This is a genomic window from Paenarthrobacter sp. PAE-2, assembly GCF_026013155.1.
GTDB classification, from domain to species: domain Bacteria; phylum Actinomycetota; class Actinomycetes; order Actinomycetales; family Micrococcaceae; genus Arthrobacter; species Arthrobacter ureafaciens.
In genome coordinates, this window is sequence record NZ_JAPDNV010000005.1 from 76,608 (window position 1) to 99,745 (window position 23,138).

At 63.4% G+C, this 23,138-nt stretch carries 20 protein-coding genes and 1 tRNA gene; 15 read left to right on the forward strand and 6 right to left on the reverse strand.

Annotation, left to right across the window (positions count from 1 at the left end; genetic code table 11):
* Positions 1-10 precede the first annotated feature (10 nt).
* Positions 11-1,348 carry an MFS transporter gene (locus OCL88_RS04420; protein WP_021473210.1) on the reverse strand — a complete coding sequence of 446 codons (1,338 nt, stop codon included), beginning with the start codon at positions 1,346-1,348 and terminating at the stop codon, positions 11-13.
* A gap of 35 nt (positions 1,349-1,383) precedes the next feature.
* Positions 1,384-2,142 (reverse strand): LamB/YcsF family protein, encoded by a 759-nt coding sequence (locus OCL88_RS04425; RefSeq protein WP_082694602.1) that lies wholly within the window; start codon positions 2,140-2,142, stop codon positions 1,384-1,386.
* A gap of 108 nt (positions 2,143-2,250) precedes the next feature.
* On the opposite strand from OCL88_RS04425, the gene OCL88_RS04430 reads away from it, so the two are divergent.
* Positions 2,251-2,949, forward strand: coding sequence for a GntR family transcriptional regulator (locus OCL88_RS04430; protein WP_021473208.1), 699 nt, complete (start codon positions 2,251-2,253; stop codon positions 2,947-2,949).
* Position 2,950: 1 nt separating this feature from the next.
* Here OCL88_RS04430 and OCL88_RS04435 read toward each other — a convergent pair whose 3' ends face one another.
* Positions 2,951-3,670 (reverse strand): LysR family transcriptional regulator substrate-binding protein, encoded by a 720-nt coding sequence (locus OCL88_RS04435; protein WP_166184611.1) that lies wholly within the window; start codon positions 3,668-3,670, stop codon positions 2,951-2,953.
* A 33-nt stretch (positions 3,671-3,703) separates the two neighbouring features.
* On the opposite strand from OCL88_RS04435, the gene OCL88_RS04440 reads away from it, so the two are divergent.
* Positions 3,704-4,150, forward strand: a complete 447-nt coding sequence (locus OCL88_RS04440; protein WP_021473206.1) for a DUF5997 family protein — start codon at positions 3,704-3,706, stop codon at positions 4,148-4,150.
* Positions 4,151-4,198: 48 nt separating this feature from the next.
* Here OCL88_RS04440 and OCL88_RS04445 read toward each other — a convergent pair whose 3' ends face one another.
* Positions 4,199-4,579 carry a VOC family protein gene (locus OCL88_RS04445; protein WP_031216767.1) on the reverse strand — a complete coding sequence of 127 codons (381 nt, stop codon included), beginning with the start codon at positions 4,577-4,579 and terminating at the stop codon, positions 4,199-4,201.
* A 137-nt stretch (positions 4,580-4,716) separates the two neighbouring features.
* Between OCL88_RS04445 and OCL88_RS04450 the strand changes: the two genes are divergently transcribed.
* Positions 4,717-5,277, forward strand: a complete 561-nt coding sequence (locus tag OCL88_RS04450) for a hypothetical protein (protein WP_166184608.1) — start codon at positions 4,717-4,719, stop codon at positions 5,275-5,277.
* Positions 5,278-5,293: 16 nt separating this feature from the next.
* Here the strand turns inward: OCL88_RS04450 and OCL88_RS04455 are convergent, their stop codons facing one another.
* Positions 5,294-6,667: a flavin monoamine oxidase family protein gene (locus OCL88_RS04455; protein WP_021473203.1), complete on the reverse strand. Its 1,374-nt coding sequence runs from the start codon at positions 6,665-6,667 to the stop codon at positions 5,294-5,296.
* Between the two features lie 109 nt (positions 6,668-6,776).
* Here OCL88_RS04455 and OCL88_RS04460 point away from each other — a divergent pair, with 109 nt between their 5' ends.
* The 6 genes from OCL88_RS04460 (at position 6,777) to OCL88_RS04485 (ending at position 14,848) form a co-directional block, all read left to right on the forward strand.
* Positions 6,777-7,508, forward strand: a complete 732-nt coding sequence (locus OCL88_RS04460; RefSeq protein WP_031216766.1) for a TetR/AcrR family transcriptional regulator — start codon at positions 6,777-6,779, stop codon at positions 7,506-7,508.
* Between the two features lie 271 nt (positions 7,509-7,779).
* Positions 7,780-10,386, forward strand: coding sequence for a GEVED domain-containing protein (locus OCL88_RS04465; protein ID WP_264961746.1), 2,607 nt, complete (start codon positions 7,780-7,782; stop codon positions 10,384-10,386).
* A 92-nt stretch (positions 10,387-10,478) separates the two neighbouring features.
* On the forward strand, positions 10,479-11,960 hold the full coding sequence (locus tag OCL88_RS04470; RefSeq protein ID WP_031216764.1) for a SpaH/EbpB family LPXTG-anchored major pilin: 1,482 nt from the start codon (positions 10,479-10,481) through the stop codon (positions 11,958-11,960).
* A gap of 98 nt (positions 11,961-12,058) precedes the next feature.
* Positions 12,059-12,988, forward strand: a complete 930-nt coding sequence (locus OCL88_RS04475) for a class C sortase (RefSeq protein WP_021473199.1) — start codon at positions 12,059-12,061, stop codon at positions 12,986-12,988.
* 23 nt (positions 12,989-13,011) lie between these two features.
* Positions 13,012-14,139 carry an L-talarate/galactarate dehydratase gene (locus OCL88_RS04480; RefSeq protein ID WP_264961747.1) on the forward strand — a complete coding sequence of 376 codons (1,128 nt, stop codon included), beginning with the start codon at positions 13,012-13,014 and terminating at the stop codon, positions 14,137-14,139.
* A 10-nt stretch (positions 14,140-14,149) separates the two neighbouring features.
* Positions 14,150-14,848, forward strand: a complete 699-nt coding sequence (locus tag OCL88_RS04485; protein ID WP_021473197.1) for a FadR/GntR family transcriptional regulator — start codon at positions 14,150-14,152, stop codon at positions 14,846-14,848.
* Between the two features lie 149 nt (positions 14,849-14,997).
* On the opposite strand, the gene OCL88_RS04490 is transcribed toward OCL88_RS04485, so the two are convergent.
* Positions 14,998-15,080 (reverse strand) — tRNA-Leu (locus tag OCL88_RS04490).
* A gap of 384 nt (positions 15,081-15,464) precedes the next feature.
* Here OCL88_RS04490 and OCL88_RS04495 point away from each other — a divergent pair.
* The 6 genes from OCL88_RS04495 to OCL88_RS04520 are packed head-to-tail and all read left to right on the forward strand — an operon-like array spanning position 15,465 to position 23,131.
* Positions 15,465-16,202, forward strand: a complete 738-nt coding sequence (locus tag OCL88_RS04495; RefSeq protein ID WP_021473196.1) for an FhaA domain-containing protein — start codon at positions 15,465-15,467, stop codon at positions 16,200-16,202.
* A 5-nt stretch (positions 16,203-16,207) separates the two neighbouring features.
* Complete coding sequence (locus OCL88_RS04500) at positions 16,208-16,687, forward strand: FHA domain-containing protein (protein ID WP_031216763.1); 480 nt, start codon at positions 16,208-16,210, stop codon at positions 16,685-16,687.
* 3 nt (positions 16,688-16,690) lie between these two features.
* Positions 16,691-18,406: a PP2C family protein-serine/threonine phosphatase gene (locus OCL88_RS04505; RefSeq protein WP_264961748.1), complete on the forward strand. Its 1,716-nt coding sequence runs from the start codon at positions 16,691-16,693 to the stop codon at positions 18,404-18,406.
* Positions 18,403-19,833, forward strand: a complete 1,431-nt coding sequence (locus tag OCL88_RS04510) for an FtsW/RodA/SpoVE family cell cycle protein (RefSeq protein ID WP_264961749.1) — start codon at positions 18,403-18,405, stop codon at positions 19,831-19,833. The genes OCL88_RS04505 and OCL88_RS04510 overlap by 4 nt, the downstream gene beginning before the upstream one ends.
* Entirely contained in the window at positions 19,830-21,287 is a 1,458-nt protein-coding gene (locus OCL88_RS04515; protein ID WP_031216762.1) for a penicillin-binding transpeptidase domain-containing protein, read from the forward strand. The genes OCL88_RS04510 and OCL88_RS04515 overlap by 4 nt, the downstream gene beginning before the upstream one ends.
* Positions 21,284-23,131, forward strand: a complete 1,848-nt coding sequence (locus OCL88_RS04520; RefSeq protein WP_264961750.1) for a protein kinase domain-containing protein — start codon at positions 21,284-21,286, stop codon at positions 23,129-23,131. The genes OCL88_RS04515 and OCL88_RS04520 overlap by 4 nt, the downstream gene beginning before the upstream one ends.
* The last annotated feature ends 7 nt before the right edge of the window (positions 23,132-23,138 follow it).

Sequence of the window (23,138 nt, forward strand, 5' to 3'; positions counted from 1 at the left end):
TCGCAGCCGATCAGGCGTGCGATCCCTCCAGGAGGCGGGCTTCCTCTTCAGGCTTGGGATCACGGCCCAGGAGCATGCCGACGATCGTGACGATGGCTGTCAGCAGGAGGTAACCGGCAATCAGCCACCAGCCGCCGGACGCTGCCCCGTACAGGGCCGTGAAGATGAGCGGTGCGACAGCTCCACCGACGACCCCGGCCAGCGTGTAGGCCAGGGAGCTGCCGGCATAGCGCAGGCGGGCGGGGAACTGTTCGGTGATGAAGGCGGCCTGAGGACCGTACATGAAGGCGTGGAGTGCCAGGCCGATCACGACGCCGATGGTCAGCATCACTACCGACTTGCCTTGGATCATCAGGAAGAACAGCGGAATGAAAACGGCGGTAGCTGCGGCCGTCACGCCGTAGACCAATCGACGGTTGATGCGGTCGGTCACTGCCCCGGCTAGCGGGATGAGGAACAACTGGAATGCAGAACCGATGAGAATGGCGGCGAGGACGTTGCCGGTGGTCATGCCCAGCTCCTTGGTTGCGTAAACAGCCACGAAGACGGTGAAGAGCGCATACAGAACGTCCGGGCATACGCGGGAAAGCGCTGCGGAGACCAAGGCCTTGGGCTCGGTGGTGAAGACTTCCTTGATGGGAGCCTTGGGACGCTCACCGTGGGCCTGGATTGCCTTGAAGACAGGGGTTTCTTCCAGCTTGAGGCGGATAATCAGGCCGAAGGCCACCAGAAGCGCCGACGCCAGGAAGGCTACGCGCCAGCCCCAGGACAGGAATGCCTCGTTGCTCAACGTTGCGGCCAGGACGGCAAGCACGCCGTTGGCCAGGAGGTTACCGGCCGGCGGACCGATCTGGGCAGCGGAGGACCAGAATCCGCGCTTGTTCGGGTCACCGAACTCGCTGGAAAGCAGCACGGCGCCGCCCCACTCGCCACCGACGCCGATGCCCTGGGCCAGGCGCAGGAGCACCAGAATAGTCGGTGCGGCCACGCCGATCACGGAGTAATCCGGCAGGGCGCCGATCAGGACAGTCGCGATGCCGATCAGCACCAGGGTGAAGACCAGGACGTATTTACGCCCGACCTTGTCCCCCAGGCGCCCGAAGACGACGCCGCCGATGGGGCGTGCCAGGTAGCCCACCGCAAAGGCCGAGAAGGACAGGAGCAGTGCAACGAACTCATCCCCTGCCGGGAAGAAGATCTTGGGGAACACGAGTGCCGACGCTACCGAGTAGATCGCAAAGTCGTAGTACTCGAGCGACGTGCCGGTGAGGCTGGCGACGTACGCCTTAAGGGCGCCGGCCGGTGGCTTCCTTGTCACGGCCTTGGTTGCCTTGTTGGTGCTGGTCATGGTTTCCTCCGGAGGGGATGAAGGGGGCCTGATGGCTAGAGGAACGAGCCGATGCTGACACCGGCGTCGATCAGTGCGGACTTCACTTCAGTGGCCATGGCAACGGCCCCGGGTGAGTCTCCATGGACGCAGATGCTCTCTGCGCGGATGGTGAGGACGGAACCATCAATGGTCCGTACGGATTGTTCGGTGGCCATACGCAGGACGTGTTCGGCCACCTCTACGGGATCATGCAGCACGGCGCCGGGTTGCGAGCGGGAAACCAGCGTGCCGTCCGGGTTGTAAGCGCGGTCGGCGAAAGCTTCGGAGACGGCGCGCAGTCCGGCTTCCTCGGCCAGGCGCAGGACCTCTGATCCCGGCAGGCCGAGTATCGGCAGGTTGGGGTCCACCGACTTGACGGCCTCCACTACTGCGCGGGCCTGCGCCGTGTGCTTCACGATCGTGTTGTAAAGCCCGCCGTGCGGCTTCACGTATTCAACGCGACCGCCTGAGACAGCGGCCAGTGCCTGCAGCGCACCGATCTGGTACACGACGTCGTCCGCGAGTTCCTTGGGGTCGATGTCCAGGAAGCGGCGGCCGAAACCTGCAAGGTCGCGGTAGCCCACGTGGGCGCCAATGACGACGCCGGCCTCCACCGCCTTCTCGCACGTGGCGCGAATGACGCCGGGGTCACCGGCGTGGAATCCACACGCAACGTTGGCACTGGAGACGGACCGGAAGATGGCTTCATCGTCTCCAAGCGTCCAGCGTCCGAAGGCTTCTCCGACGTCGCTGTTCAGGTCAATGATTGCCATGCTGTGATCCCTGCCTCGTGATGTGCGTTACATCAAGAATGCACCAGATCGCCGGATTGTTCAACAATCCAGCGATCCTAATTTTCGGCAATCGTGTAATTTTGGTCTATGGCCGGAGCAGAGCAGCAAACGAATGAGCACCCCGGCCTGGACAGTGCCCGCGCACGGGTCCGGATGCGGGTACCGTCCGTCGCGGAGCGCGTGGCCGAGGAACTCCGTTACCAATTGGCTGAGGGCTTCCTGGTTCCGGGAGCGAAACTGACCGAGGCAACCGTTGCCGAAGACCTCGGCGTCTCCCGCAACACGGTCCGGGAGGCCTTCGCCGAACTGGCCAGTGAACGCCTGCTCATCCGGCAACCCAACCGCGGCGTTTATGTGGCGACGCTGGAGCCTGGGGACATCCACGACGTTTACACAGTCCGCCGCGCGATCGAAGTCAGCTCGATCCGCGCGGGCGGTTCACCCGAGCGCATAGCTGCCGTCAGGGCGGCCGTCGAAGAGGGAAAGCGTGCGGCCGCCGAGAATGACAACGACGGCCTGGGGAGCGCCAACCAGCATTTCCACGGAGCGATCGTGGCCCTGGCCGAAAGCGCCCGCCTGAACGCGATCATGAAGCAGGTGCTCGCTGAGATGCGGCTGTACTTCCACAAGGCAACAGTCGACGCGAATTTCTACAGCGACTGGCTCGAGGAAAACGAGAAAATCTGTTCAGCCCTGGAGCACGGCGAGCTGGAAAAAGCCGGCGATCTCCTGCTTGCCTACCTCAACCGCTCGGAACAGCAGCAGGCATCCGTCCACGGCCAGTAGATCAGCGCTTCCCCTTCTTCCGTGAACCCCTGCCCCGGCCCTTATCCGGATTGGGTGCGTAGCGCTGCGCAACGCCCGGTTTCTTCCCGGCCGAAGACCCGCGTCGATCGGGCTTGGGAGCTTTCTTGGGTTTTTCCTTCTGCGCCGACGGCTGCCGCGAGCTTTGCGCCGTCCGGCCCCTCACGATGCCGATGAATTCCTCGACCTCTTCACTGTCAGTACCCGCAAGCCAGGCGAGACCGATCTGCGTGCCCGGAGCTCCGGAGACCCGGCGACTCACCGTTTGCTTGTTGTTCAGGTACCTGGCCACGGGCATGGGAAGAATCACCAAACCAGCCCCCGACGCCACCACCTGGAGGGCCATCTCCGGCCCGCCCATCTCCGCGATGTCAAGGAAGTTCTCCTCTGAAAGGTCCTCCAGCGCGACCTCCTCGAACACCGAGATTTCGTGGCCTTTCGGCGCCACCACCGCTTGCTGCTCCTCATACAGGGGAATGAGGTTCAGGCCTTCCCGATCCACGGGCAGGCGAACAAAACTCAGATCCGCTGAACCGTCACGCAGCACCGAAAGCTGGGTGTCGTCGTCGGACATGAACGAGTGCAGCGGGACGTGCGGCATCCGCTCTTCCCACCGCCGGATCCACTTGCCCGGTGTCACTCCCGCCACATAGGCGAAGCGGAGCTCTTTGGTTTCGGGGGACTCTTCTTCAGGGGCTGGCACACACTCACAGTACCGGCCAGATACCCTTGAAGCATGACTCCCAAGAACTCCCAGACCATGAAGCCGGAAACAGCTGCCAAGAAACTCGGCATCTACCTGCCCGCTGCACCCCAGGAGTTCCAGGACTCGCCCGTCACCCGCGAGGCTTACGCCGAACTCCAGGCCAACCCGCCCGAGTGGCTCGCCGAACTTCGCCGCAACGGACCGCACCCGCGGCCGGTTGTTGCGCAGAAACTCAACGTCTCCATCAGCGGCCTCACCCGCGGCGGCATCACCGAACCGCTGACGACGGCGGAAATCGCCGAGCTGCTCCAGTCCCCGCCTCAGTGGCTGGTGGTCGAGCGTGCAACCCACGCCGCTGTGCGCGCCGAAGCGTTGCGCGTCAAGGAAGAGAAGCGAAAGAAAGCGGCCACCAAGGAAGCCAGGGAGAATGCAGCCGCCAAGCGCGAAGCTCCCAAGGGAACCAAGCGCAACTCTTAGCACCAAGCGAATGGCCGGGACTCCAGCGTCCCGGCCATTGCCGTGCAGCTAGTCCTGGTGCAGCTGCACGAAGTTTCCGCAGCCGTCATCGAAAACCGCGCTGATACCGGACGGGTCCTCGGCCGGCTCGCCCTTGAACACCACCCCGGCTGCCAACAGACGCTCGTACTCGGCCCGGACGTCGGGCACGCCCAGCACCACAGCCGGCATCCCGGCGTCGTACACGGCATTCATGTAGTTGGCACCGATCGGGTTATCGCTGGGTTCCAGCAGGAGGCCCGTTGCGGTGTCGTCAGCGCCGGGGTTCTTGATGATGAACAGATTGTATTCGGGCATCGCCATGAGGGTGTCGAAACCAAGTGTCCCGGTGTAGAACGCGTGGGCGGTGGCGGGATCTTTGACGTGGATGCTGCACATTTTCAGTCTCATGGGGCAAGGCTACGCGCCAGGTCTGACACTAGGAACGGCGGCCCCTGGACTCGGGCCATTGCCCCCGCACCCGTACCCAAATTCCACGGCGCACCGCATACTGAAAACACAGCCTTTTGCGTCCGGGAGGTGCTCCGATGATGGTCATGTGGGGCTTGGCTTTGGTCCTTGCAACCGTGGCGACCACAATTGTCCTGCAACGAAAACTGACCCGTGGCCGCGGGCCGGAGCCGGACACCATCTTTTGGGATGCGTTCGCCGGACTCGTCGTGGTGGTACCGGCAATTGTGGTTCCGGCCGTGCAGTGGGCACCGGCCGGGTTGGTGATGCTTGCCCTCACGGCGGCGACGACGGCGGCCACGTTGGCGGCCATCCGCAAAGTCGAGCGTATCCGCGCTGCCGAGCCCCGCCGTCGTACGGGTTTCGCAGACGATGCCACCTGGCACCAGGCCCTCCTCACCAAGTGGCGCACCTACGAGTTGGATCCTGCCTTCGCCATTGACTTCCCGGCAATGTCCGACGTTCGGGTGCCCGAAACCGCCGCGCTTACCCAAGCCATGCGGGAGGCCGAGCACTGCAAGGTGACGGCCGGAACCGACTACCGCGCCGCCGTCGAACGCCTTGCCCATGCCCTTGCCGCCGCTGAACGCGCGGCGGGGGTACCCGCCGGCACGGCGGGCACCCCCAGCGTCGGTTAGGCCGGATCAGCCCCGGTTAGGCCAAGACAGACGCCAGTTTGTCCGCTTCCACGATGCGCGCGGCGGTTGCCTGGCCCATGCGTACGGCGCCGTCCACGTGCTGGTAGCCCTCGGCCGCTAGGTCGGATGAAGACCAGTAGATCGGACCCACGTTGGCGTGCTGGTCCTTGCCGTAGCGGTGCAGGCCGCCCAGATCGTAGCTGGATGCGTACGCCCCGCGGGTCCATTCTTCCGACCCCCAGTCGGACTCGTAGTAGACCTCCGGGGTCAGGGCCTTCTCTCCCAGGAACCCGGCGATCGACTCCAGGATGGCCTTCTTCCGGTCTTCAGCGCTGAGTTCGAAGACTGCGTCGGCCTTTTCGTCAGAGACAAAGCCCACCAAGGTGCCGCGGGTGTCGCCGTGGTTGGTGTTGTCGTAAACCTCCTGAACCAGGGCACCGGCGCTGAAGCACGTCCCCGACAATCCTTCTTCCCGCCAGAACGGCGTCTTGTACACAGCGTGCACCTTAATGACCAGGCCCAGCGACTGGTGCTGGTGCATCTGGTGCTGGCGGCGCGGCAGCGGCGGGTTGAACGAAACCCGGGAGTACAGGTTCGGCGGAACGGCCATGATCACGTAGCGCGCGTTGACGGTTGCCCGATCCGATTCGACCGTCACACGGTTTTCTTCCCAATTGATGGTGCGCACCGGGCTGCTAAGAACGACGTCGGCGCCCAGTTCCGCCGCCTGCAACAGGGAGACCTGCTGCATGCCGCCGACTACCCGCTTGTCCAGGATGAAGTCCTCATCCGTCAGGTGGGTGAAGGATCCGGCGGATGCGGCCATGAGCACCGCCTGCAGGGCGGAGAAAGCATGTGCGGGCTTGGTGAGCATGCCACCGGCAATGAAGAGGCCAATGTTGTTGCAGGCTTCCTCATCGTGGGAGTTCCGGCGGAGCCAGTGGTGGAAGGAGATGGTGTCCAGCTCACGGGCCTTCGGATGGGCCCAGGGTTCGGTCGGGCCGATTTCCGCGGCGAGTTCGTCCAGAATCCTTACCAGATTGTCCATCTCGGCTTTGGTGGTCTCGCTGACCGGGAAAGTGTCGCCGGTGTACTGGACCCGCTTGCCGTCCGCTCCGATGTAGACGGATTCTCCGTCACGGTAGCGCGGGTACATCTCCAAACCGAGCTCTTCGAGCAGTGCCATGAGCGCGGTCTGGTCCGGGGAAACCCACTGGCCGCCGATTTCCAACATGGCTCCGTCGACCGTGTCGGTCCATGTGCGGCCACCTACGCGGTCGCGGGCTTCGAGTACCGCAACGCTAAGTCCTGCCTTCTTCAGTTCACGCGCGGCCGTCAACCCTGACGGACCGGCACCGACGATCACAACGTCGCGATCAAGATTCTGCATGATGTCCTTTCCGTGGCCGCCGGGTGGTGGCTGGCCAATAAATGAATGCCATTCATTTATATTCATAGTAGCGCCGGCTTCAGCTGCTGGGAAGACCTGCAATGGAATAATGCTGGGGACAATGGCAGCAGAAAGGCTTCCGATGCCCGCACCCACCCCCGACGCCGCGCCTTCAACTGTCGGCGCCGCTCCCGCCGGCAAAGCCCGGCGACGCGCCGGTCGTCCCGTAGCGCGGGTTTTGGACCAGAGCGGCATCACGACGGCGGCACTCGAGTTGATCGGCGCCAAGGGCTACAACGGACTCACCATGGCGGCCCTCGCCAAATCGCTGGGGGTAGCGCCCTCCGCCCTCTATAACCACGTTTCCTCCAAGGACGACGTACTGCTGCTTCTCGAGGATCATCTGGCTGCCATGGTGGATGTATCGGCGTTTGGCACCGAACCCTGGGACGTCGCCGTCCGCAAATGGGCATGGTCGTACCGGGACGTCTTTTCCAAGCACACGCCCCTCATTCCGGTCATCGCCGTCCTACCCGTTGCCAACGCCCCCAAAACGCTGGCCATGTATGAGGCCGTCACGGCAGGATTCCGCGAAGCCGGGTTCCCCGAGGAGCGGATCATCTCTGCGATCGTCGCCTTGGAGGCCTTCGTTTTTGGGGCGGCCTACGACGTCAACGCGCCGGAGGACATCTTCGACGCCGGCAACCTGGCGGATCGGGTACCCAACTTCACCGCCGCAGTGGACCGGCTTGCCGCCGAGGGCCACGCAATGCCCACGAACGTCGCCTTCAGCCTTGGACTGGAAGCACTCATTGCCGGGCTTGGAGCCCTGCGGCAATAGCCGGACCCCTTCAAAAGCCGCCCTCATGAGCGCGGCCATATTGTCGCGTCCCGGAGCCTTAATGCATGGCCTCCCCGCAGGCTCGGGCTGCTAGCTGCACCCCTTGAACACTCGTGACTAAGGTCACATTCGTTTCGGCAACACAATTCGCCCTTTCAGCCGCCTTTAACAGCGATATCCGGTCCGATCGCATCGGACAGCCTCATGGCCCCTGGCCTGCGTCCACATCAAGCGGCCGCGCCAATTCCGGAAAGACGCTGAAGGGAAGACGTTGTTTAAGTCAACATCAAGGAAGGCGAGAGCCTTTATCGCCACGTTGGTGGTCCTCCTGGGGATACTCGCCAGTGCGATCCCGGGCGCCGTGACACCTGCGCAGGCTTATCAAGTAGCCATTAACAACGCCGCCATTTCGCCGGGGCAGGCGATCTTGTCCATGCCCGGATCCAATTTGACCACCACCTACACCATTGGCGGGCTGACCGGAGTGGTAGGCGGGGCCAGGATGGACAGCCGCGGCTACGTTGCCTCCGACTACCAACAGGGGATGGCGAACAACACGCCCGGCGTGGAAATCGTCACCGAGCTCACCAACAACTGCCCGGCGTCCGGAACGTGCAGCGGTTTGGGATCACTCACCATGACCTTCAACCAGCCCGTGCGGAACCCTGTCCTCAATATCGCCGGCTTGGGCGGCTACGTCTATTTCGATGAAAACGGCGACGACACCATCGAGGCGCAATCGCAGTACCACGCCGTCCTCAATCTTGGAACTCCCGGCCTGAGCCTGACCAAACTTTCCGGCGGCAACCTCGCCGTCTCGGGAAACTCGATCACCAACATCAACCCCAACTCTGGAACCTCCTGCGTTTCCGGCGTCCAGGGCGGCAACCCGGATCCAGTGGATGCGCAGGCTTCGGCGGGGTGTGGTTCCGTCCGCATCAACGGCATCGTGACCAGCGTGACCTTCAACGTCACCGGTGTCTTCGTTCCCGTGAGCGCAACCCTGCCGGGCTACACCGAGAACGACCTCTCGGAGCCGCTGCACAACAGGGACAACTACGTCATCTCCATGACAGTGCCGCAGGACTTCGGTGACGCACCGGCCTCCTACGACCAAAACAACGCTGCGCGGGCCATCCTTTCCGACGTCACACTGGGACCGAACGTCACCGAGGACAACGCGCTTGTGGCCAACGGCACTTCCTCACCCAACGTCAGCGCCTCGGCCACCCTGGACCAAAACGACGACGGCGTGACCCTTGCACCGTTCGCGGCCGGAACAAGCAGTTACTCCACCACGGTTGCCATCAACGGCGCTAGCAAAGCCGGCACGGTCTGCGGATGGATCGACTTCGACAAAGACACCCGCTTTGACAACCCTGCCGAGCGGGCCTGCGCAACCTTCGCAGCAGGGGCAACGCAGGCAACGCTCAACTGGACCGGGCTCTCAGGCGTAACGGCCGGAGATACCTACGCGCGCTTCCGTGTGGGGTACAACAGCACCCAAACGCAGGTTCCCATCGGGGCTTCCGATTCCGGCGAAGTTGAGGACTATACCTTCACCATTTCCCCGGCAATCGTGCCCGCCCCATCCATTTCGCTGGTGAAGTCAGTCGACAAGACCACCATGGTTGCAGGCGAAACAGCCACCTACTCCTTCACCGCCCAGAACACGGGAAACGTCACGCTGACCGGAGTGGTCATCAACGAGACCCAGTTCTCCGGCACCGGCAACATGAGCGCCCTCTCCTACACCTGGCCAGGTCTCCCTGGCATATTGCTCCCGGGCCAAACCGTGACCGCCACTGCCACGTACGTCATCAGTGCCATGGATGTCACCAGCGGCCTGCTGACGAACACCGCCACGGTGACCGGCAACCCACCCCTCGGCAATCCGGTGACGGACAACGATGATGCCGAAGTCCCCGCCGATCCCGCTTGGACCATCAAGAAGACGGCCACCGTCAACGGCAGCGGGACCGCCGTCGGGCAGTTCGTGAACCCGGGCGACACCATCACCTACACCGTCACCGCAACGAGCGTGGTGGGTCAAATCAGCGGAATTGTGCTCACGGACAACCTCTCCGGAGTCCTCAATAAGGCCACCTTCGTGAACGGCTCGGCACTCCTGACCATTGGGCCTGGCGCTCCGACTCCTGTGGCTGACCCGGCCTCACCGTCCACCACGCTCACCACTGCACCCTTCACGCTTCCCGCCGGGCAGACCGCCACCCTGCAATACAGCGTCACGGTCAACCAGGGTGCGTGGAACTCCACGCTGGTCAACACGGTCACCGGCAGCGGTGCGATACCGCCCCAGCAGTGCGCCACCGGATCGGGAACGCCCACAGCCGATTGCACCACGACCCACCGGACGCCGGCCAAGATCCTGATCGAGAAGATCGGCGAATCATCCGCGTCCACCTGGGTTCCCATGGATGGGTCCAGCTGGGCCATCCACGACGATGCCAGCGGAAGTCCCGGAGCGGTCAACACGTCTTACACCGTCGCGGCAATCGCAGGCCAGACCGGACAATTCCAGCTCGAAGGCATCCAGCCGGGCGTGTACTGGCTGGAAGAAACCGCTGCCCCGGTCGGCTTCAACCTGCTCGCGGAACCCGTGCAGTTCACCATTGCCGCCGACGGCTCCGTGACCCTTGGCCAAGGCAGCGGTGGTGGCGTTGTCACGGCCACCGATGCCAATGGAGACGGCATCTTCCTGCTCACGGTCAAGGACGTTCCCGCGCTGAAGCTCCCGGAATCGGGCGGAATCGGCTGGTGGCCCTTCACCATTGCCGGTTCAGCGCTCCTCCTGTTTGCCTTCGTCCTGGCAACGCCGGGCGTCCGGGGCAAGCGCAAGCAGCAACCCATCACCTAAGACCACCGGGCGGTCCGTTCCCTTGGGCCGCCCGGCCCTGAATGTTCACTTCCGAGCATCTGCACCATCAATAAACAGAAAGAGGAAAAAGAGTGAGTAACCCAAGCTCCCGGCGGTTATTGAAGACCGCCGCCGCAACGCTTACCGGGGCGGTGCTGGCGATGACCTTCTCGGTCGCGCCGGCCACTGCCGCCCCCTTGGTTGACCCGGACCAGACCGGTTCCATCACTGTCCACAAGTTCGAACGCCCCACCACTCCCACGGGCCTGCCCAACAACGGCACTTCCGTGGATACCACGGGCCTGACGCCGCTGAGTGGCATTGAGTTCACGGTCCAGCAGGTCAACACCATCGACCTCGCCTCCAACGCCGGATGGGATGCCGCACATAACCTGAGCAGCGTCTTCTCCCCCTCGAACCCCACAGGGTCCATCACCGGCGCCGGCTACAGCCTCGGCGCGGGTCAGGTACAGACCACCGACGGCCAGGGTACTGCGGCTTTCGCAAACCTGCCCGTGGGCCTGTACCTCGTCACTGAGACCAACTACCCCGCCGGTGTGACGCCGTCGGCACCGTTCCTGGTGTCCATTCCGTTGACGGACCCGGACAACCAGGACAACTGGCTCTATGACGTCCACGTTTACCCGAAGAACTCGGTCAGCGGGGCAGAAAAGACCGTCACCGATGCCTCCGACGTCAAACTGGGCGACCAGATCGACTTCACCATCACCGGCGACATCCCCAATGAGGAAGTCATCGACGGTTACAAGATCGTTGACCAGCTCGACGACAAGCTGACGTACGTCAGCACCACGCTCAGCCTGGTTGACGGCACGGTCCTCACCGAAGGTGTCGACTACACGGTGACCTTCGATGCCGCGTCCAACACCGTCTCCGTTGAATTCACCCCGGCCGGCCTGGCCGTGCTGGAGGCCCACACGGACAGCCGCGTGAAGATGGTTGTTGGCACCACGGTCAACACCATTGGTGAGATCGAGAACGAGGCTTTGGTTTACCCGAACGCTGCCAGCTTCACCATCGCCCCGGGCCAGCCCGGCGGCCCGATCGTCACGCCTCCGGTTGTCACCAAGTGGGGTGACATCACCCTTGAGAAGGTTGATGAGAACGGCGCAGCCCTGGCTGGAGCCTCCTTCTCCATCTACACCAACCAGGCGGACGCCGAGGCCGGCACCAACCCGATCAGCCTGAACGGCGAGACCGAGTTCACCGTTGCTGCCGATGGAACGCTGACCGTATCCGGTCTGCGTTACTCCGATTGGGCCAATGGCGTCGCCGTTGCACCGGGCGATGCCGACTTCCGTACCTACTACCTGGTTGAAACCCAGGCACCTGCCGGGTACGAGTTGCTCGCAGAACCGATCTCCTTCCTGATCAATGCCACCACGACGCCCGTGGGAATTGACCTGCAGGTCAAGAACGTCCCGTCCAACTCGGGCTTTGAGTTGCCGTTCACCGGTGGCCCCGGAACGAGCGTCCTCTACATTGCCGGCGCCCTGATCCTTGGCGGTGCTGTCCTGTTGTTCGCCCGCTCCCGCAAGGCAAGCAACAACTAGCAGTCCCAGGAGCCCGTCTCCATCCAGAACAAAGTGGGGAAGAACGGCCAGCGCCGTCCTTCCCCACTTTGCTGTAGTCAGTACATCCCAGGAGAAACATGACCCAGCCCGAATCGCCTCCCCCGCACCAACACGGCCGCCGACGCTGGAGCTGGCAGCGGGTCCTTGTGGTGTTGTTCGCCATCATCGGCGTCGGCGTGCTCCTGTACCCCACCGCGGCAGCGTGGTTTTCGGATCGCGTCCACGCAACGGAAATCAGCGGCTATGTGGAGACGGTTGAGAACCTTTCACCGGCAGCCCAGGAGAATCTGTTGAAGGCAGCACGGCAGTTCAATGCGGAGCTTCCCTCGGGCCCGCTGCGTGACCCCTACACCTTGAACGAAGACGGCGGACGGTCGCCCGTCAGCGCAGATTCGGAGACGTACCGCAAGCTGCTCGACGTGGGACCGGGCGGCATGATGGCGCGTATCAGCATTCCGTCCATCCACACTGACCTCCCCATCTTCCATGACACGGACGAAGCCACCCTTGCCAAGGGAGCAGGCCACCTTGTCGGTTCCAGCCTGCCTGTGGGGGGCACCGGCAGCCACAGCGTGATTACGGCGCATTCAGGTTTTGTCAGCGCCAAGCTCTTCGATGACCTGGACAGGGTGGCCGTGGGCGATACCTTCACCCTCAGCGTCCTGGGCGAAACCCTGTATTACAAGGTGGACCAAATCCTCACAGTGTTGCCGGAGAAGACGGACGACCTCCGAAAGGTCGATGGCAAGGACTACGTGACTTTAGTGACCTGCACTCCCACGGGAGTCAACAGCCACAGGCTCCTTGTGCGTGGTGAGCGCGTCGACGGGCCGGCGGCCGGAGGCGGGACAGCCCTGCCAAGCCAGTCGATCGATCCTGGTTTCCCTTGGTGGGCGGTGTTGTTGGTTCTGACTTCCGTAGGCGCTGTGGTGGCGACCAAACCTCGGAGCGCAGCCAAACGTCGTCGTACTCTTGTAACACAAGTAAGCGACTTGTATCCTAAGTAACAACTTGTCACTTAGGAGACCCCATGAGCCCCGTCGACCTTGTCCGCCACGTCAAACTATCCACTGCACGGCTACCCCTCACGGTGCCCATCAGTGACGCCAAGGTCTTTACAGGCCGGCAAAAGCCCATGACTGAGGTGGTCTTCCTCTTCGCTGAGATCACCACGGAGCAGGGCCATAGTGGCCTTGGCTTCAGCTATTCGAAGCGGGCCGGCGGCCCCGCGCAGTACGCCCACGCCAAGGAAGTTGCCCAGGGCCTGGTAGGCGAGGACCCGAACGACATCGGCAAAATCTACGCCAAGCTCCTCTGGGCCGGCGCATCGGTGGGCCGTTCCGGCGTCGCCACCCAAGCGCTTGCCGCCATCGATATTGCGCTGTACGACCTCAAAGCCAAACGTGCCGGCCTCCCCCTGGCCAAGCTCCTCGGCTCCTACCGCGATTCTGTCCGGACCTACAACACCTCAGGCGGCTTCCTGAACGCCACGTTGGACGAGGTCAAAGCCCGCGCCACCCAGTCCATCGAGGAAGGCATCGGCGGCATCAAGATCAAGGTCGGCCTGCCGGACTCCAAGGAGGACCTCCGCAGGGTGGCCGGCGTCCGCGAACACATCGGCCAAGAGGTTCCACTCATGGTGGATGCCAACCAACAGTGGGACAGGGCCACAGCCCTGCGCATGGGCCGCCAACTGGAGGAATTCAACCTCATTTGGATCGAAGAGCCCCTGGACGCGTACGACTTCGAGGGCCATGCCCATCTTGCCCAGGTCCTGGACACGCCCATCGCCACCGGCGAGATGCTTGCCTCGGTGGCCGAGCACAAGGGCCTCATCAACGCCAACGGCTGCGACATCATCCAACCGGACGCACCGCGCGTCGGCGGCATCACGCAGTTCCTGCGCCTGGCAGCCCTCGCGGATGAGCGCGGCCTGGGCCTGGCGCCGCACTTCGCAATGGAAATCCACCTCCACCTCGCAGCCGCCTATCCCACCGAGCCGTGGGTGGAGCACTTCGACTGGCTCGATCCGCTCTTCGAGGAACGGCTGGAGACGAAGGACGGCCGCATGATCGTCCCGGATCGCCCCGGCCTGGGCGTGACACTCAGCGGGCAGGCACGGGCCTGGACCACCGAGTCCGTGGAGTTCGGCGCGTAATCTTGAAGCCATGAGCCGGAACCTGACCGCGGACCTCGCCGCCGACCTTCGCAACCGCATCGTCGACGGCGTCATCCAGCCAGGTGAGAAGCTTCCCAGCGAAAATACGCTCATCAGCGAATTCGGGGTGAGCAGGACCGTCGTCCGCTCGGCCTTGACGCGATTGCAGGCCGAGGGACTTGTGGAAACCGAACGGGGGCGGGGCAGCTTCGCGCTGACCCCGCCTGCCGACGCGCCCGCCCAGGCCCCGGGCGCCCGTGCCGTGTCCAGCCTCGAAGACCGGCTCCAGATGCTCGACTTCCGCATCGGCGTCGAAACTGAAGCCGCCGCCCTCGCTGCGCAACACCGCACGGACCGCCAACTCAAGGCCGTACACGGGGCGCTCGAGCAGTTCACTGCCGGTTCCGGCCATCCGGCCCACGCGATGAAGGCCGATTACGAGTTCCATCGTGCGGTCGCGGCGGCGTCCGGCAATCCCTTCTATATGGACTGCATCGACGCGCTGGGGCAGACCATGATCACCATGCCGCGCCCCCGCCTGGTCTCAAGCGACGAACCTGACTCCCCCGAACACTTCGCCCACGTGGTGCACGAGCACGCCTCCATCTATGCGGCCATCGCAGAGTCGGACCCGGCCGCTGCCGCGGCAGCCATGCGCATGCACCTGAGCAACTCACGACGCCGGCTCAGGACTTCGGCGCGCGGCTAACCTCCCGCCCCACCCAACCAGGTCGCATTTAAGCGCGTTTAGAGCGTCCTAAACGCGCTTAACTGCTACACAGTTGGGTGCTCACACGACAAAGGTGCGCGCACAACAAAAGAGCCCCGGTCCTAAGACCGGGGCTCTTTCTGATTGCGTGCGCGAGGGGGGATTTGAACCCCCACACCCTTTCGGATACTGGCACCTGAAGCCAGCGCGTCTGCCGTTCCGCCACTCGCGCGCAACTTCTTTTTCCACAAGCTCACCGGCATTCCGGCTTCGCTTCCTTCAAAAGCAGCGAGATCAAGCATAACGGACACCGTGGGAAAAACACCAATCGGCCATCGCGGGCAACCCGGACGGACGATCAGCACCCCGGGTTCAGCCACCAAACACGGGCTTCAACGGCTTTAACAGAGAGAAAAATCAGATCCCTTCCTCCCCCGCCAGCACAGGCAAGGAGTGAACTTTTCCGGGCCGCACGGCGTTGTGGATTAAGGCCATTCCCAGTCACTCCAAGTAGTATCGGGAAAGAGAAGGGCCGTTTGGCGCTCACTTTGCTGTGTGCGCCTACAGTCTGCAAACCAGGCACAACGGGTGCCGCGATCAGGAAAGGAGAAGGACCATGGGCTTGCTGGACAAAGTCGAGCGGGGCATTGAAAAGGCTGTCCGCAACGTCTTCTCCACGGGATCGCGGGCGCGTGTTGAGCCGGTGGAGATCGCCAGCAAATTGCGGCGGGAGCTGGACAACCAGTCCATCACCATTGCCGCCGGCAGGACACTCGCCCCCAACGTCTTCGACGTCCTCCTCAGCAATGACGACTTCGCCCGGGCGCAGGAGTGGGGCACTCCCCTTGCCGAGGAACTGTGCGATGTAGTCATCCAGCACGTCCGCAGCCAGGGCTACACGCTTCAGGGGCCGGTAAGGATCTCCTTCCGCCGCAATGAAGAAGAACGTGCGGGCCATTTTGAAATCGCCTCGAGGACAGAAAAATCCGGAGGCGCCCAGCAGGCACCCCGGCCGAATGTCCCCGCCGCTCCCGTGCGTCAGCCAACCCGCCTCCAGCCTGTGCTGGACATCGGTGGCCAGCGTTATTCCCTCAACGCCCAGTCCGTAGTACTGGGCCGCTCTTCTGAAGCGGACATCCTGGTGGACGACACCGGTGTTTCCCGGAAGCACCTTGAGGTCCGCACCCAAAACGGCACCACGTGGGCCGTCGACCTTGGGTCCACCAACGGCAGCTATGTCAACGGGCACAAAGTGGACGGCAGCGTGGAACTCACTGACGGCTCAACCATCACGATGGGACGTACCAAGATTATTTTCCGCCTTCTCCCCCAGAACCCGGGTGGCAACGCGTGAACGACATCAGCGAACTGACAATCACGGCTCTTCGCTTCGGTTTCCTCCTGCTGCTCTGGGTCCTGATCTTCAGCATTGTGTCCACCATGCGGCGGGACTTCCAGATCGGCCGCAAAGCCGTGACCGGCGCTCCTACAGCCCGCGAGGTCCGTAAGCACCCCGAACTGGCAGCTTCACCGCCGCCGGCCATCCAGCACGCCCGCAACCTCGTAGTCACCGAGGGCCCGTTGAAGGGCACCACGGTCCCGCTCGCTGCCAGCCCCATCCTGCTTGGCCGCGCCCAGGAAGCCACCCTGGTCCTCGAAGACGATTACGCCTCAGGCCGCCACGCGCGCTTGTTCCCGCAGGGCAGCCGCTGGTTCATTGAGGACCTCGGCTCCACCAATGGCACATACCTGGCCGATCAGCAGCTCACCCGCGCATTGCCGGTGGAGCTTGGCGTCCCCGTGCGAATCGGCAAGACGGTCATTGAATTGAGGCCGTAGTCCATGGCCTCTACCGAGACCACCGAAGGCAACGAAACACCGGCGGAGCGCCCCCTCATCATGCGTTACGCCGCGCGTTCCGACGTCGGACGGATCCGCTCCAAGAATGACGACTCCGCCTACGTGGGGCGTCATCTTGCCGTGGTTGCCGATGGCATGGGCGGTCACGCGGGAGGCGACGTCGCCTCTGCGTCCACGGTGCTGGACATGATCCACCTGGACCACGACGATTACCCGGACGGCGCCGATACCGTCCTCGCGGACGAGATCCAGACCGCCAACTCGCTGTTGTCCGAGCTGGTGCACCAGAATCCCAAACTGTCAGGCATGGGCACCACGGTCACTGCACTCCTCCTCGAGGGACGCAAGCTGCACTTTGCGCACATCGGCGACTCCCGCGCCTACCGGCTCCGCAACAAGAAGTTCGAGCAAATCAGCATCGACCACACGTTCGTTCAGCGCCTCATTGACGAAGGCAGGCTGCGGCCGGAAGAAGCGGAAACACACCCGCACAAGAACGTGCTCATGCGCGTCCTCGGCGACGTCGATGCCAGCCCCGAACTGGACCTTGATGTCCTCGACGTCGAGCCCGGTGAGCGCTGGCTGCTCTGCTCCGACGGCCTGAACTACGTGGCCGGCCACGTCGTCGAGCGGATGGTCCGGGAGATCAAGGACCTCCGCGAATGCGTGGAAACCCTCGTTGACCTCACTCTCGAGGCCGGCGCACCGGACAACGTCACCGTGGTGATGCTCGAGATCGCGGAAGAAACGGACGACGACGTCGCAACTGCCGCCGTGGACATCGTCCCGTCCGCCGGGGCCACCCCGCGGGACGAACCGGACGCTGTTACCGCCAGCAAATCGGCGGAGGACGCCGAGGATTCCGCGGCTTCCAAGAAGCGAGAGAAAGAGCTTTCCGTCGCGAAGGACGCCGGTGCCGGGTCCTCCTTCAGTTCAGGGACTCCGGGGTCGGCACAAGAGCAACCTGACCGGACCAGCCCGTCAACGAAGCCCGATGCTGCGGAAGCTACAGAGGACTCTAAGGAACCTCCTGCCACCACCGACCCCAATCTCGGCGAGCACCTTTCGGCCGAGGTCCTTCGGGAGGAACTGGCCAGCCGCCCGCACCTGCTCGTGGGCGCCGCTGCTACTGCGGCCGAGAAAGGCTCCATTCCAACTGTCGCGGGCCGTACGGTAGCCCGCCGGGCAGCAACCGTCCTGACCCACAAAGCGGAGCAGGACCGTCTGGAACTGCCGGAACCGCCCCGCCGCCGCTTCCGCTGGCTCATGCCGGCCGTCGCTGCGGTGGTTGTCCTGGGCGTTGTGGTGGGTCTTTGGCTGGGATACGCCTGGACCCAGACCCGTTACTACGTGGGCGAGTTCGACCAGCGCGTAGCCATCTTCAATGGCATTTCCCAGCGTTTGGGACCCATCCAGCTCTCCCGCCTTGAAGCCGTCACGGACCTGCGCGTTGACTCGCTGCCCGAATACGGCCAGCAGAGCGTGCGCCAAACCGTGCCTGCGGGCGATCTGGACGATGCCCAACGCATCGTGGAGAACCTGAAGAACTTCGGCAGCGCCTCGGCCAACTGCCCCAGTCCTTCTCCTTCTGCCACGGCCACGCCTTCGCCAACTGCAAGCGTCCCTGTCCCCAGCACGGCAGCGATTGCCACCCCAACGCCCTCGCCCGTCCCGACTCCATGTGAGGCGGCAAAATGAGCCAAACAGACATCACCCCCAAGCCCCGCCGGAACGTTGAGCTGGTTCTCATCGTCCTGGCTTTGGCGGTGGGTATCGGCGCCAGCGCCCTGGTCAGCATCAACTCCGAGTCGGGCCTGGACAATGACTTCTGGTTCCAGTCGAGTCTGCTGGCTGTAGCTGCCTTCGCGTTCCATGTGGTCCTGAGGCTCCGGGCTAAATATGCCGACCCAGTAATACTTCCAATTGTCGTTGCACTCAACGGCTTGGGCCTGGCCCTCATCCACCGCATGGATGCCCCCGGCGACGACACGGGAAACAACCAGCTCCGGTGGACCCTCATCGCCATGGCGGTAGCTATCGCGGTGATCTGGTTCCTCAAAGACCACCGGATCCTGCGTCGCTTCACCTATATTTCATTGGCAGTGAGCGCGTTCCTGCTGCTCCTTCCACTGATTCCCGGCATCTCCGCCGGGGAAATCCTTGGTGCAAGGGTGTGGATCCGGGTAGGGCCCATGACCTTCCAGCCGGGCGAAATCGCAAAGATCACGCTGGCCATATTCTTTGCAGGGTATCTATCCTCCAACCGCGACCTCATCCTGTTGGCCGGCCGGAAGATCGGCCCCATGCAGTTCCCGCGTTTCAAGGATCTTGGCCCCATGATCACCGCGTGGCTGGTCAGCATCGGCGTCCTGGTCTTCCAGCGCGACCTTGGCTCCTCCATCCTCTTCTTCGGCTTGTTCATCGTGATGATCTACGTGGCCACGAGCCGGATCTCATGGGTGGTCATTGGTGTCACCCTCATACTCGGCGGCGGTTTCATCGCCTCGCGGATCTTCTCCCACGTAGCTTTCCGCATCGACAGCTGGATCAATGCCTTCACCCCGGAAGTCTTCGGACGTTCTCCCGGCGGCAGTGGCCAGATCGTACAAGGCCTGTTCGGCATGGCCGACGGCGGCCTGGTGGGCACCGGCCTCGGCCAAGGCAGGCCGGACCTGGTTCCTTTTGCCAACAGCGACATGATCGTTGCGCTGATTGGCGAAGAACTGGGACTCATCGGCTTGTTTGCCGTGGTGATGCTTTATCTCCTGCTGTTCACGCGCGGTTTCCGCGCTGCCCTCGGCACCAGGGATGCCTTTGGAAAACTGCTGGCCTGCGGGCTGTCGTTCGCCATCGCCCTGCAGTGCTTCGTGGTGATCGGCGGCGTTACCCGGCTCATTCCGCTCACGGGCCTCACCACGCCGTTCCTTGCCGCCGGCGGCTCCTCGCTGCTGGCCAACTGGATCATCGTCGGCCTGCTGCTGATGATCTCCAACACGGCGCGTGGCCCTGTGGATACCACCCCCATGGTCACTAAACCTCCAGCAACCAGCAGCACTCCGGCCGCACGCAAGCCGGCCACCGGACAGACACCCAGCGCACCAACAGAGGCGGTGAAGCAGCAATGAACCAGGCTATTAGGAGTTCATGGATGGCTGCCGTCGCCATGTTCGCGCTGATCTTCGGTGCCATCAGCTACGTGCAGGTCATCGGCGCTGACGAGCTCAACGCCAACCCGTGGAACCAGCGGGCCATCCTGGCGTCCTTCTGCAACGACCGCGGCGCCATCATCGTGGACGGGAAGCCCATTGCCGAGTCGGTGACAGGGACGGAATCCTGTGCTTTCCAGCGGAAGTACACGGAGCCGGAACTCTATGCCGGTATCACCGGTTACTTCTCCAAGGGATTTGGCTCCACCGGCCTGGAACAGTCGATGGGCGACACCCTGGCCGGCAACTCGGACCAGCTCTTCCTGGACCGCGTCAGCCAAATGTTCCTTGGCAACGAGCCCAAGGGCGCGTCCGTTGAGTTGACCCTTGATCCGGAAATCCAAAAGCTCGCCTATGACTTGATTCCTGACGGCCAGCGCGGGTCCATTGTGGTGACGAACCCCAAGACCGGAGCGATCCTGGCGATGGTGTCCAAGCCCTCCTACGATCCCAACCTCATCGCCACCCACGACACCAAGGCTGCGCAGGCGAACTACACCGAGCTGAACCAGATTCCCGGCATCAACCTGAACCAGAACGTCAGCGGCCCCACGGGCAACCTGCTGTCGCCGGGATCGGTCTTCAAGCTCGTCGACACCGCAGCGGCGCTGAACTCGGGCAAGTACAACAAAGACAGCGAGCTGCCGAATCCGGCCAGCCTTCCGCTTCCGGGGTCCAGCGCAAGTCTCCCCAACTATGCCGGCGGCAACTGCAACGTCCGGGAGACGGCGTCGTTCTCTTTCGCCCTTGAGCAGTCCTGCAACACGCCTTTTGCCAGCATCGCCCTGGACCTCGGCCAGGATGCCATCAGGGAGCAGGCTGAGAAGTTCGGATTTGGTGACAACTTCGGCGATCAGCTCAAGCTCCAGATGGCCCAGAGCGTCTTCCCCAAGGACCTTGACCAGGCACAACTTGCCCAGTCCTCGGTGGGACAGCGCGACGTGAAGGCTACGCCGTTGCAGATCAACCTCATGACTGCGGCCATCGCCAACGGCGGAACGCAGATGAAGCCCAGCCTGGTGAAGACCGTCAGGGCGCCGGACCTTCGCGTCATCAGTGAAACCAAGCCCGAAACCCTCCGCAAGAGCACCACTGAACCCATCGCCAGCCAGATCACCGAATGGATGACCAGCGCCGTGGACAACGGGATCGCCAACGGCGCGTCCGTCCCGGGAGTCAAGGTGGCCGGCAAGACCGGCACCGCCGAACTCGGTGATTCAGGCCTGAACAATTCATGGTTCACCGGGTTTGCCCCGGCGAACGACCCGCAAGTGGCCGTCACCATCGTCATGGAAGGTGTGGATGTGCTCAGCGGCTCAAAGCTAACCAGTCCGAACGCAAAGAAGATTTTTGAGGCGGTGTTGAATAAGTGAGGCCTACTTCGGGAATCACACTCGGCGGCAGGTTCCAGCTGACCAGTCGCATTGCGATTGGCGGCATGGGCGAGGTCTGGAAGGCCAAGGACCAGATTCTGGGCCGGATCGTTGCCATTAAGGTGCTCAAGGAGGAATACACGGGCGACCCCGGGTTCCTCCAGCGTTTCCGCGCTGAAGCACGGCACACCGCCCTCCTCAACCACATCGGCATCGCCAACGTCTTCGATTACGGCGAGGAGGCCGGTTCGGCGTACCTGGTCATGGAACTCGTCCCCGGCCACCCGCTGAGCGCCATCCTGGAGCGCGAGCAGGTGCTGTCTCCGGACATGACGCTTTCCATCATTTCCCAGACGGCACGCGCCTTGGCGGTGGCACACGCACAGGGCCTGGTGCACCGCGACATCAAGCCGGGCAACCTCCTGATCACCCCGGACAACCGGGTCAAGGTCACGGACTTCGGCATCGCACGCTTGGCCGACCAAGTGCCGCTGACGCAGACCGGACAGGTCATGGGCACCGCCCAGTATCTGGCTCCGGAGCAGGCCACCGGGCAGACCGCCACGGGCTCCTCGGATATTTACTCCCTGGGCGTCATCGGTTACGAGTGCCTCACAGGGCACCGTCCGTTCTCCGGCGAATCCCAGATCGCGATCGCCCTTGCACAGGTCAACGACGCTCCACCGCCGCTTCCGGAGACGCTGCCGACGCCTGTGCGCGCACTCTTGATGTCCATGCTGGCCAAGGACCCCAAGAACCGTCCCGCCAACGCCATCAAACTGGCCGAGGCCGCGGAAGCGATCCGTAACGGAGACATCGCCACCGCCCACGCCGCCGTGCCCGGAATGCTCCTCTTCGAGGACTCAACCGGTCCCATCACTGCACCCGTCAACACTGCCACGGCACCCACCGGCGTCGTTGCCTCACCTTTCGGAAAAGAGCAATCGACGACGGCGACTTCCGCACTTCCGGTGGTCGGCGCAGCTGCCGCCGGGGCCGCTGCAGGCGCCGCGGCTGCTTCCGCGGCGTCATCGGACAACCCGTTGGCCCGGGCCAACGCGTTGGAGGCCGAGCGTCAGCTCAATGACGAAGAAGTGGTCTACAGCGACGACGACAATTACGACGACGCTGAGCCCGACCGCAAGAAGCGCAGTCCTTGGACCTGGCCTCTGGTGGCTTTGATCCTGCTGGTTCTCTTCGCCCTGGTTGGATTCCTGATTTCGCAGTCCGGGTTCTTCTCACCGAGCCCTTCTCCGAGTGAATCCACATCGTCCAGCCCCAGCCGGACATCGACGCCGTCGTCAACTTCGGCAACGCCCACACCCACGCAAACCTCCCAGTCGCCCTCGCCAACCCAGACCACACCTCAGAAGGTCAATGTCATTCCGGAAGAGTACCTGGGCCAGCCGTTTGAAACGGCAAGCGCGGCTCTTCGGAGCCTCGGCCTTGGCGTCAACGGCCAAGAGGTCTTTAGTGACACCGCCGCCGTCGGGATTGTTACGGACGTGAACCCGAGCGGTCCTGTCGACCCCGGCACCACCATCACCGTCAAGTACTCCAAGGGACCCGAGAAGCCCGCCACCGTCCAGGTTCCGAACATCGCTCCGGGTGCCAGCGAGGCGCAGGTGCGGGCCACCCTCGAAGGCGCCGGCCTCCGCTGGATTCCGGGAGATCCCGTCAACGGTGCCGTCGGCCAGGCACCGAACACCTTCGTCAGGTCATCTCCTGCCGTCGGAACCGAAGTTGAGGAAGGCTCTACCGTCACGTACTTCCTCTCCCGGTCCCTTGTGCCCACCAGTCCGTCAACCTCCAGCGGCAGCCCCAGCGGCCGCCCGAGCAACTAAGTAGTCA

What these genes read in the sequence shown, in the direction of transcription:
- OCL88_RS04420 (WP_021473210.1), bottom strand. Translation starts at nt 1,348, where the DNA reads ATGACCAGCACCAACAAGGCAACCAAGGCCGTGACAAGGAAGCCACCG.
- OCL88_RS04425 (WP_082694602.1), bottom strand. Translation starts at nt 2,142, where the DNA reads ATGGCAATCATTGACCTGAACAGCGACGTCGGAGAAGCCTTCGGACGC.
- OCL88_RS04430 (WP_021473208.1), top strand. Translation starts at nt 2,251, where the DNA reads ATGGCCGGAGCAGAGCAGCAAACGAATGAGCACCCCGGCCTGGACAGT.
- OCL88_RS04440 (WP_021473206.1), top strand. Translation starts at nt 3,704, where the DNA reads ATGACTCCCAAGAACTCCCAGACCATGAAGCCGGAAACAGCTGCCAAG.
- OCL88_RS04445 (WP_031216767.1), bottom strand. Translation starts at nt 4,579, where the DNA reads ATGAGACTGAAAATGTGCAGCATCCACGTCAAAGATCCCGCCACCGCC.
- OCL88_RS04450 (WP_166184608.1), top strand. Translation starts at nt 4,717, where the DNA reads ATGATGGTCATGTGGGGCTTGGCTTTGGTCCTTGCAACCGTGGCGACC.
- OCL88_RS04455 (WP_021473203.1), bottom strand. Translation starts at nt 6,667, where the DNA reads ATGCAGAATCTTGATCGCGACGTTGTGATCGTCGGTGCCGGTCCGTCA.
- OCL88_RS04460 (WP_031216766.1), top strand. Translation starts at nt 6,777, where the DNA reads ATGCTGGGGACAATGGCAGCAGAAAGGCTTCCGATGCCCGCACCCACC.
- OCL88_RS04475 (WP_021473199.1), top strand. Translation starts at nt 12,059, where the DNA reads ATGACCCAGCCCGAATCGCCTCCCCCGCACCAACACGGCCGCCGACGC.
- OCL88_RS04480 (WP_264961747.1), top strand. Translation starts at nt 13,012, where the DNA reads ATGAGCCCCGTCGACCTTGTCCGCCACGTCAAACTATCCACTGCACGG.
- OCL88_RS04485 (WP_021473197.1), top strand. Translation starts at nt 14,150, where the DNA reads ATGAGCCGGAACCTGACCGCGGACCTCGCCGCCGACCTTCGCAACCGC.
- OCL88_RS04495 (WP_021473196.1), top strand. Translation starts at nt 15,465, where the DNA reads ATGGGCTTGCTGGACAAAGTCGAGCGGGGCATTGAAAAGGCTGTCCGC.
- OCL88_RS04505 (WP_264961748.1), top strand. Translation starts at nt 16,691, where the DNA reads ATGGCCTCTACCGAGACCACCGAAGGCAACGAAACACCGGCGGAGCGC.
- OCL88_RS04510 (WP_264961749.1), top strand. Translation starts at nt 18,403, where the DNA reads ATGAGCCAAACAGACATCACCCCCAAGCCCCGCCGGAACGTTGAGCTG.
- OCL88_RS04515 (WP_031216762.1), top strand. Translation starts at nt 19,830, where the DNA reads ATGAACCAGGCTATTAGGAGTTCATGGATGGCTGCCGTCGCCATGTTC.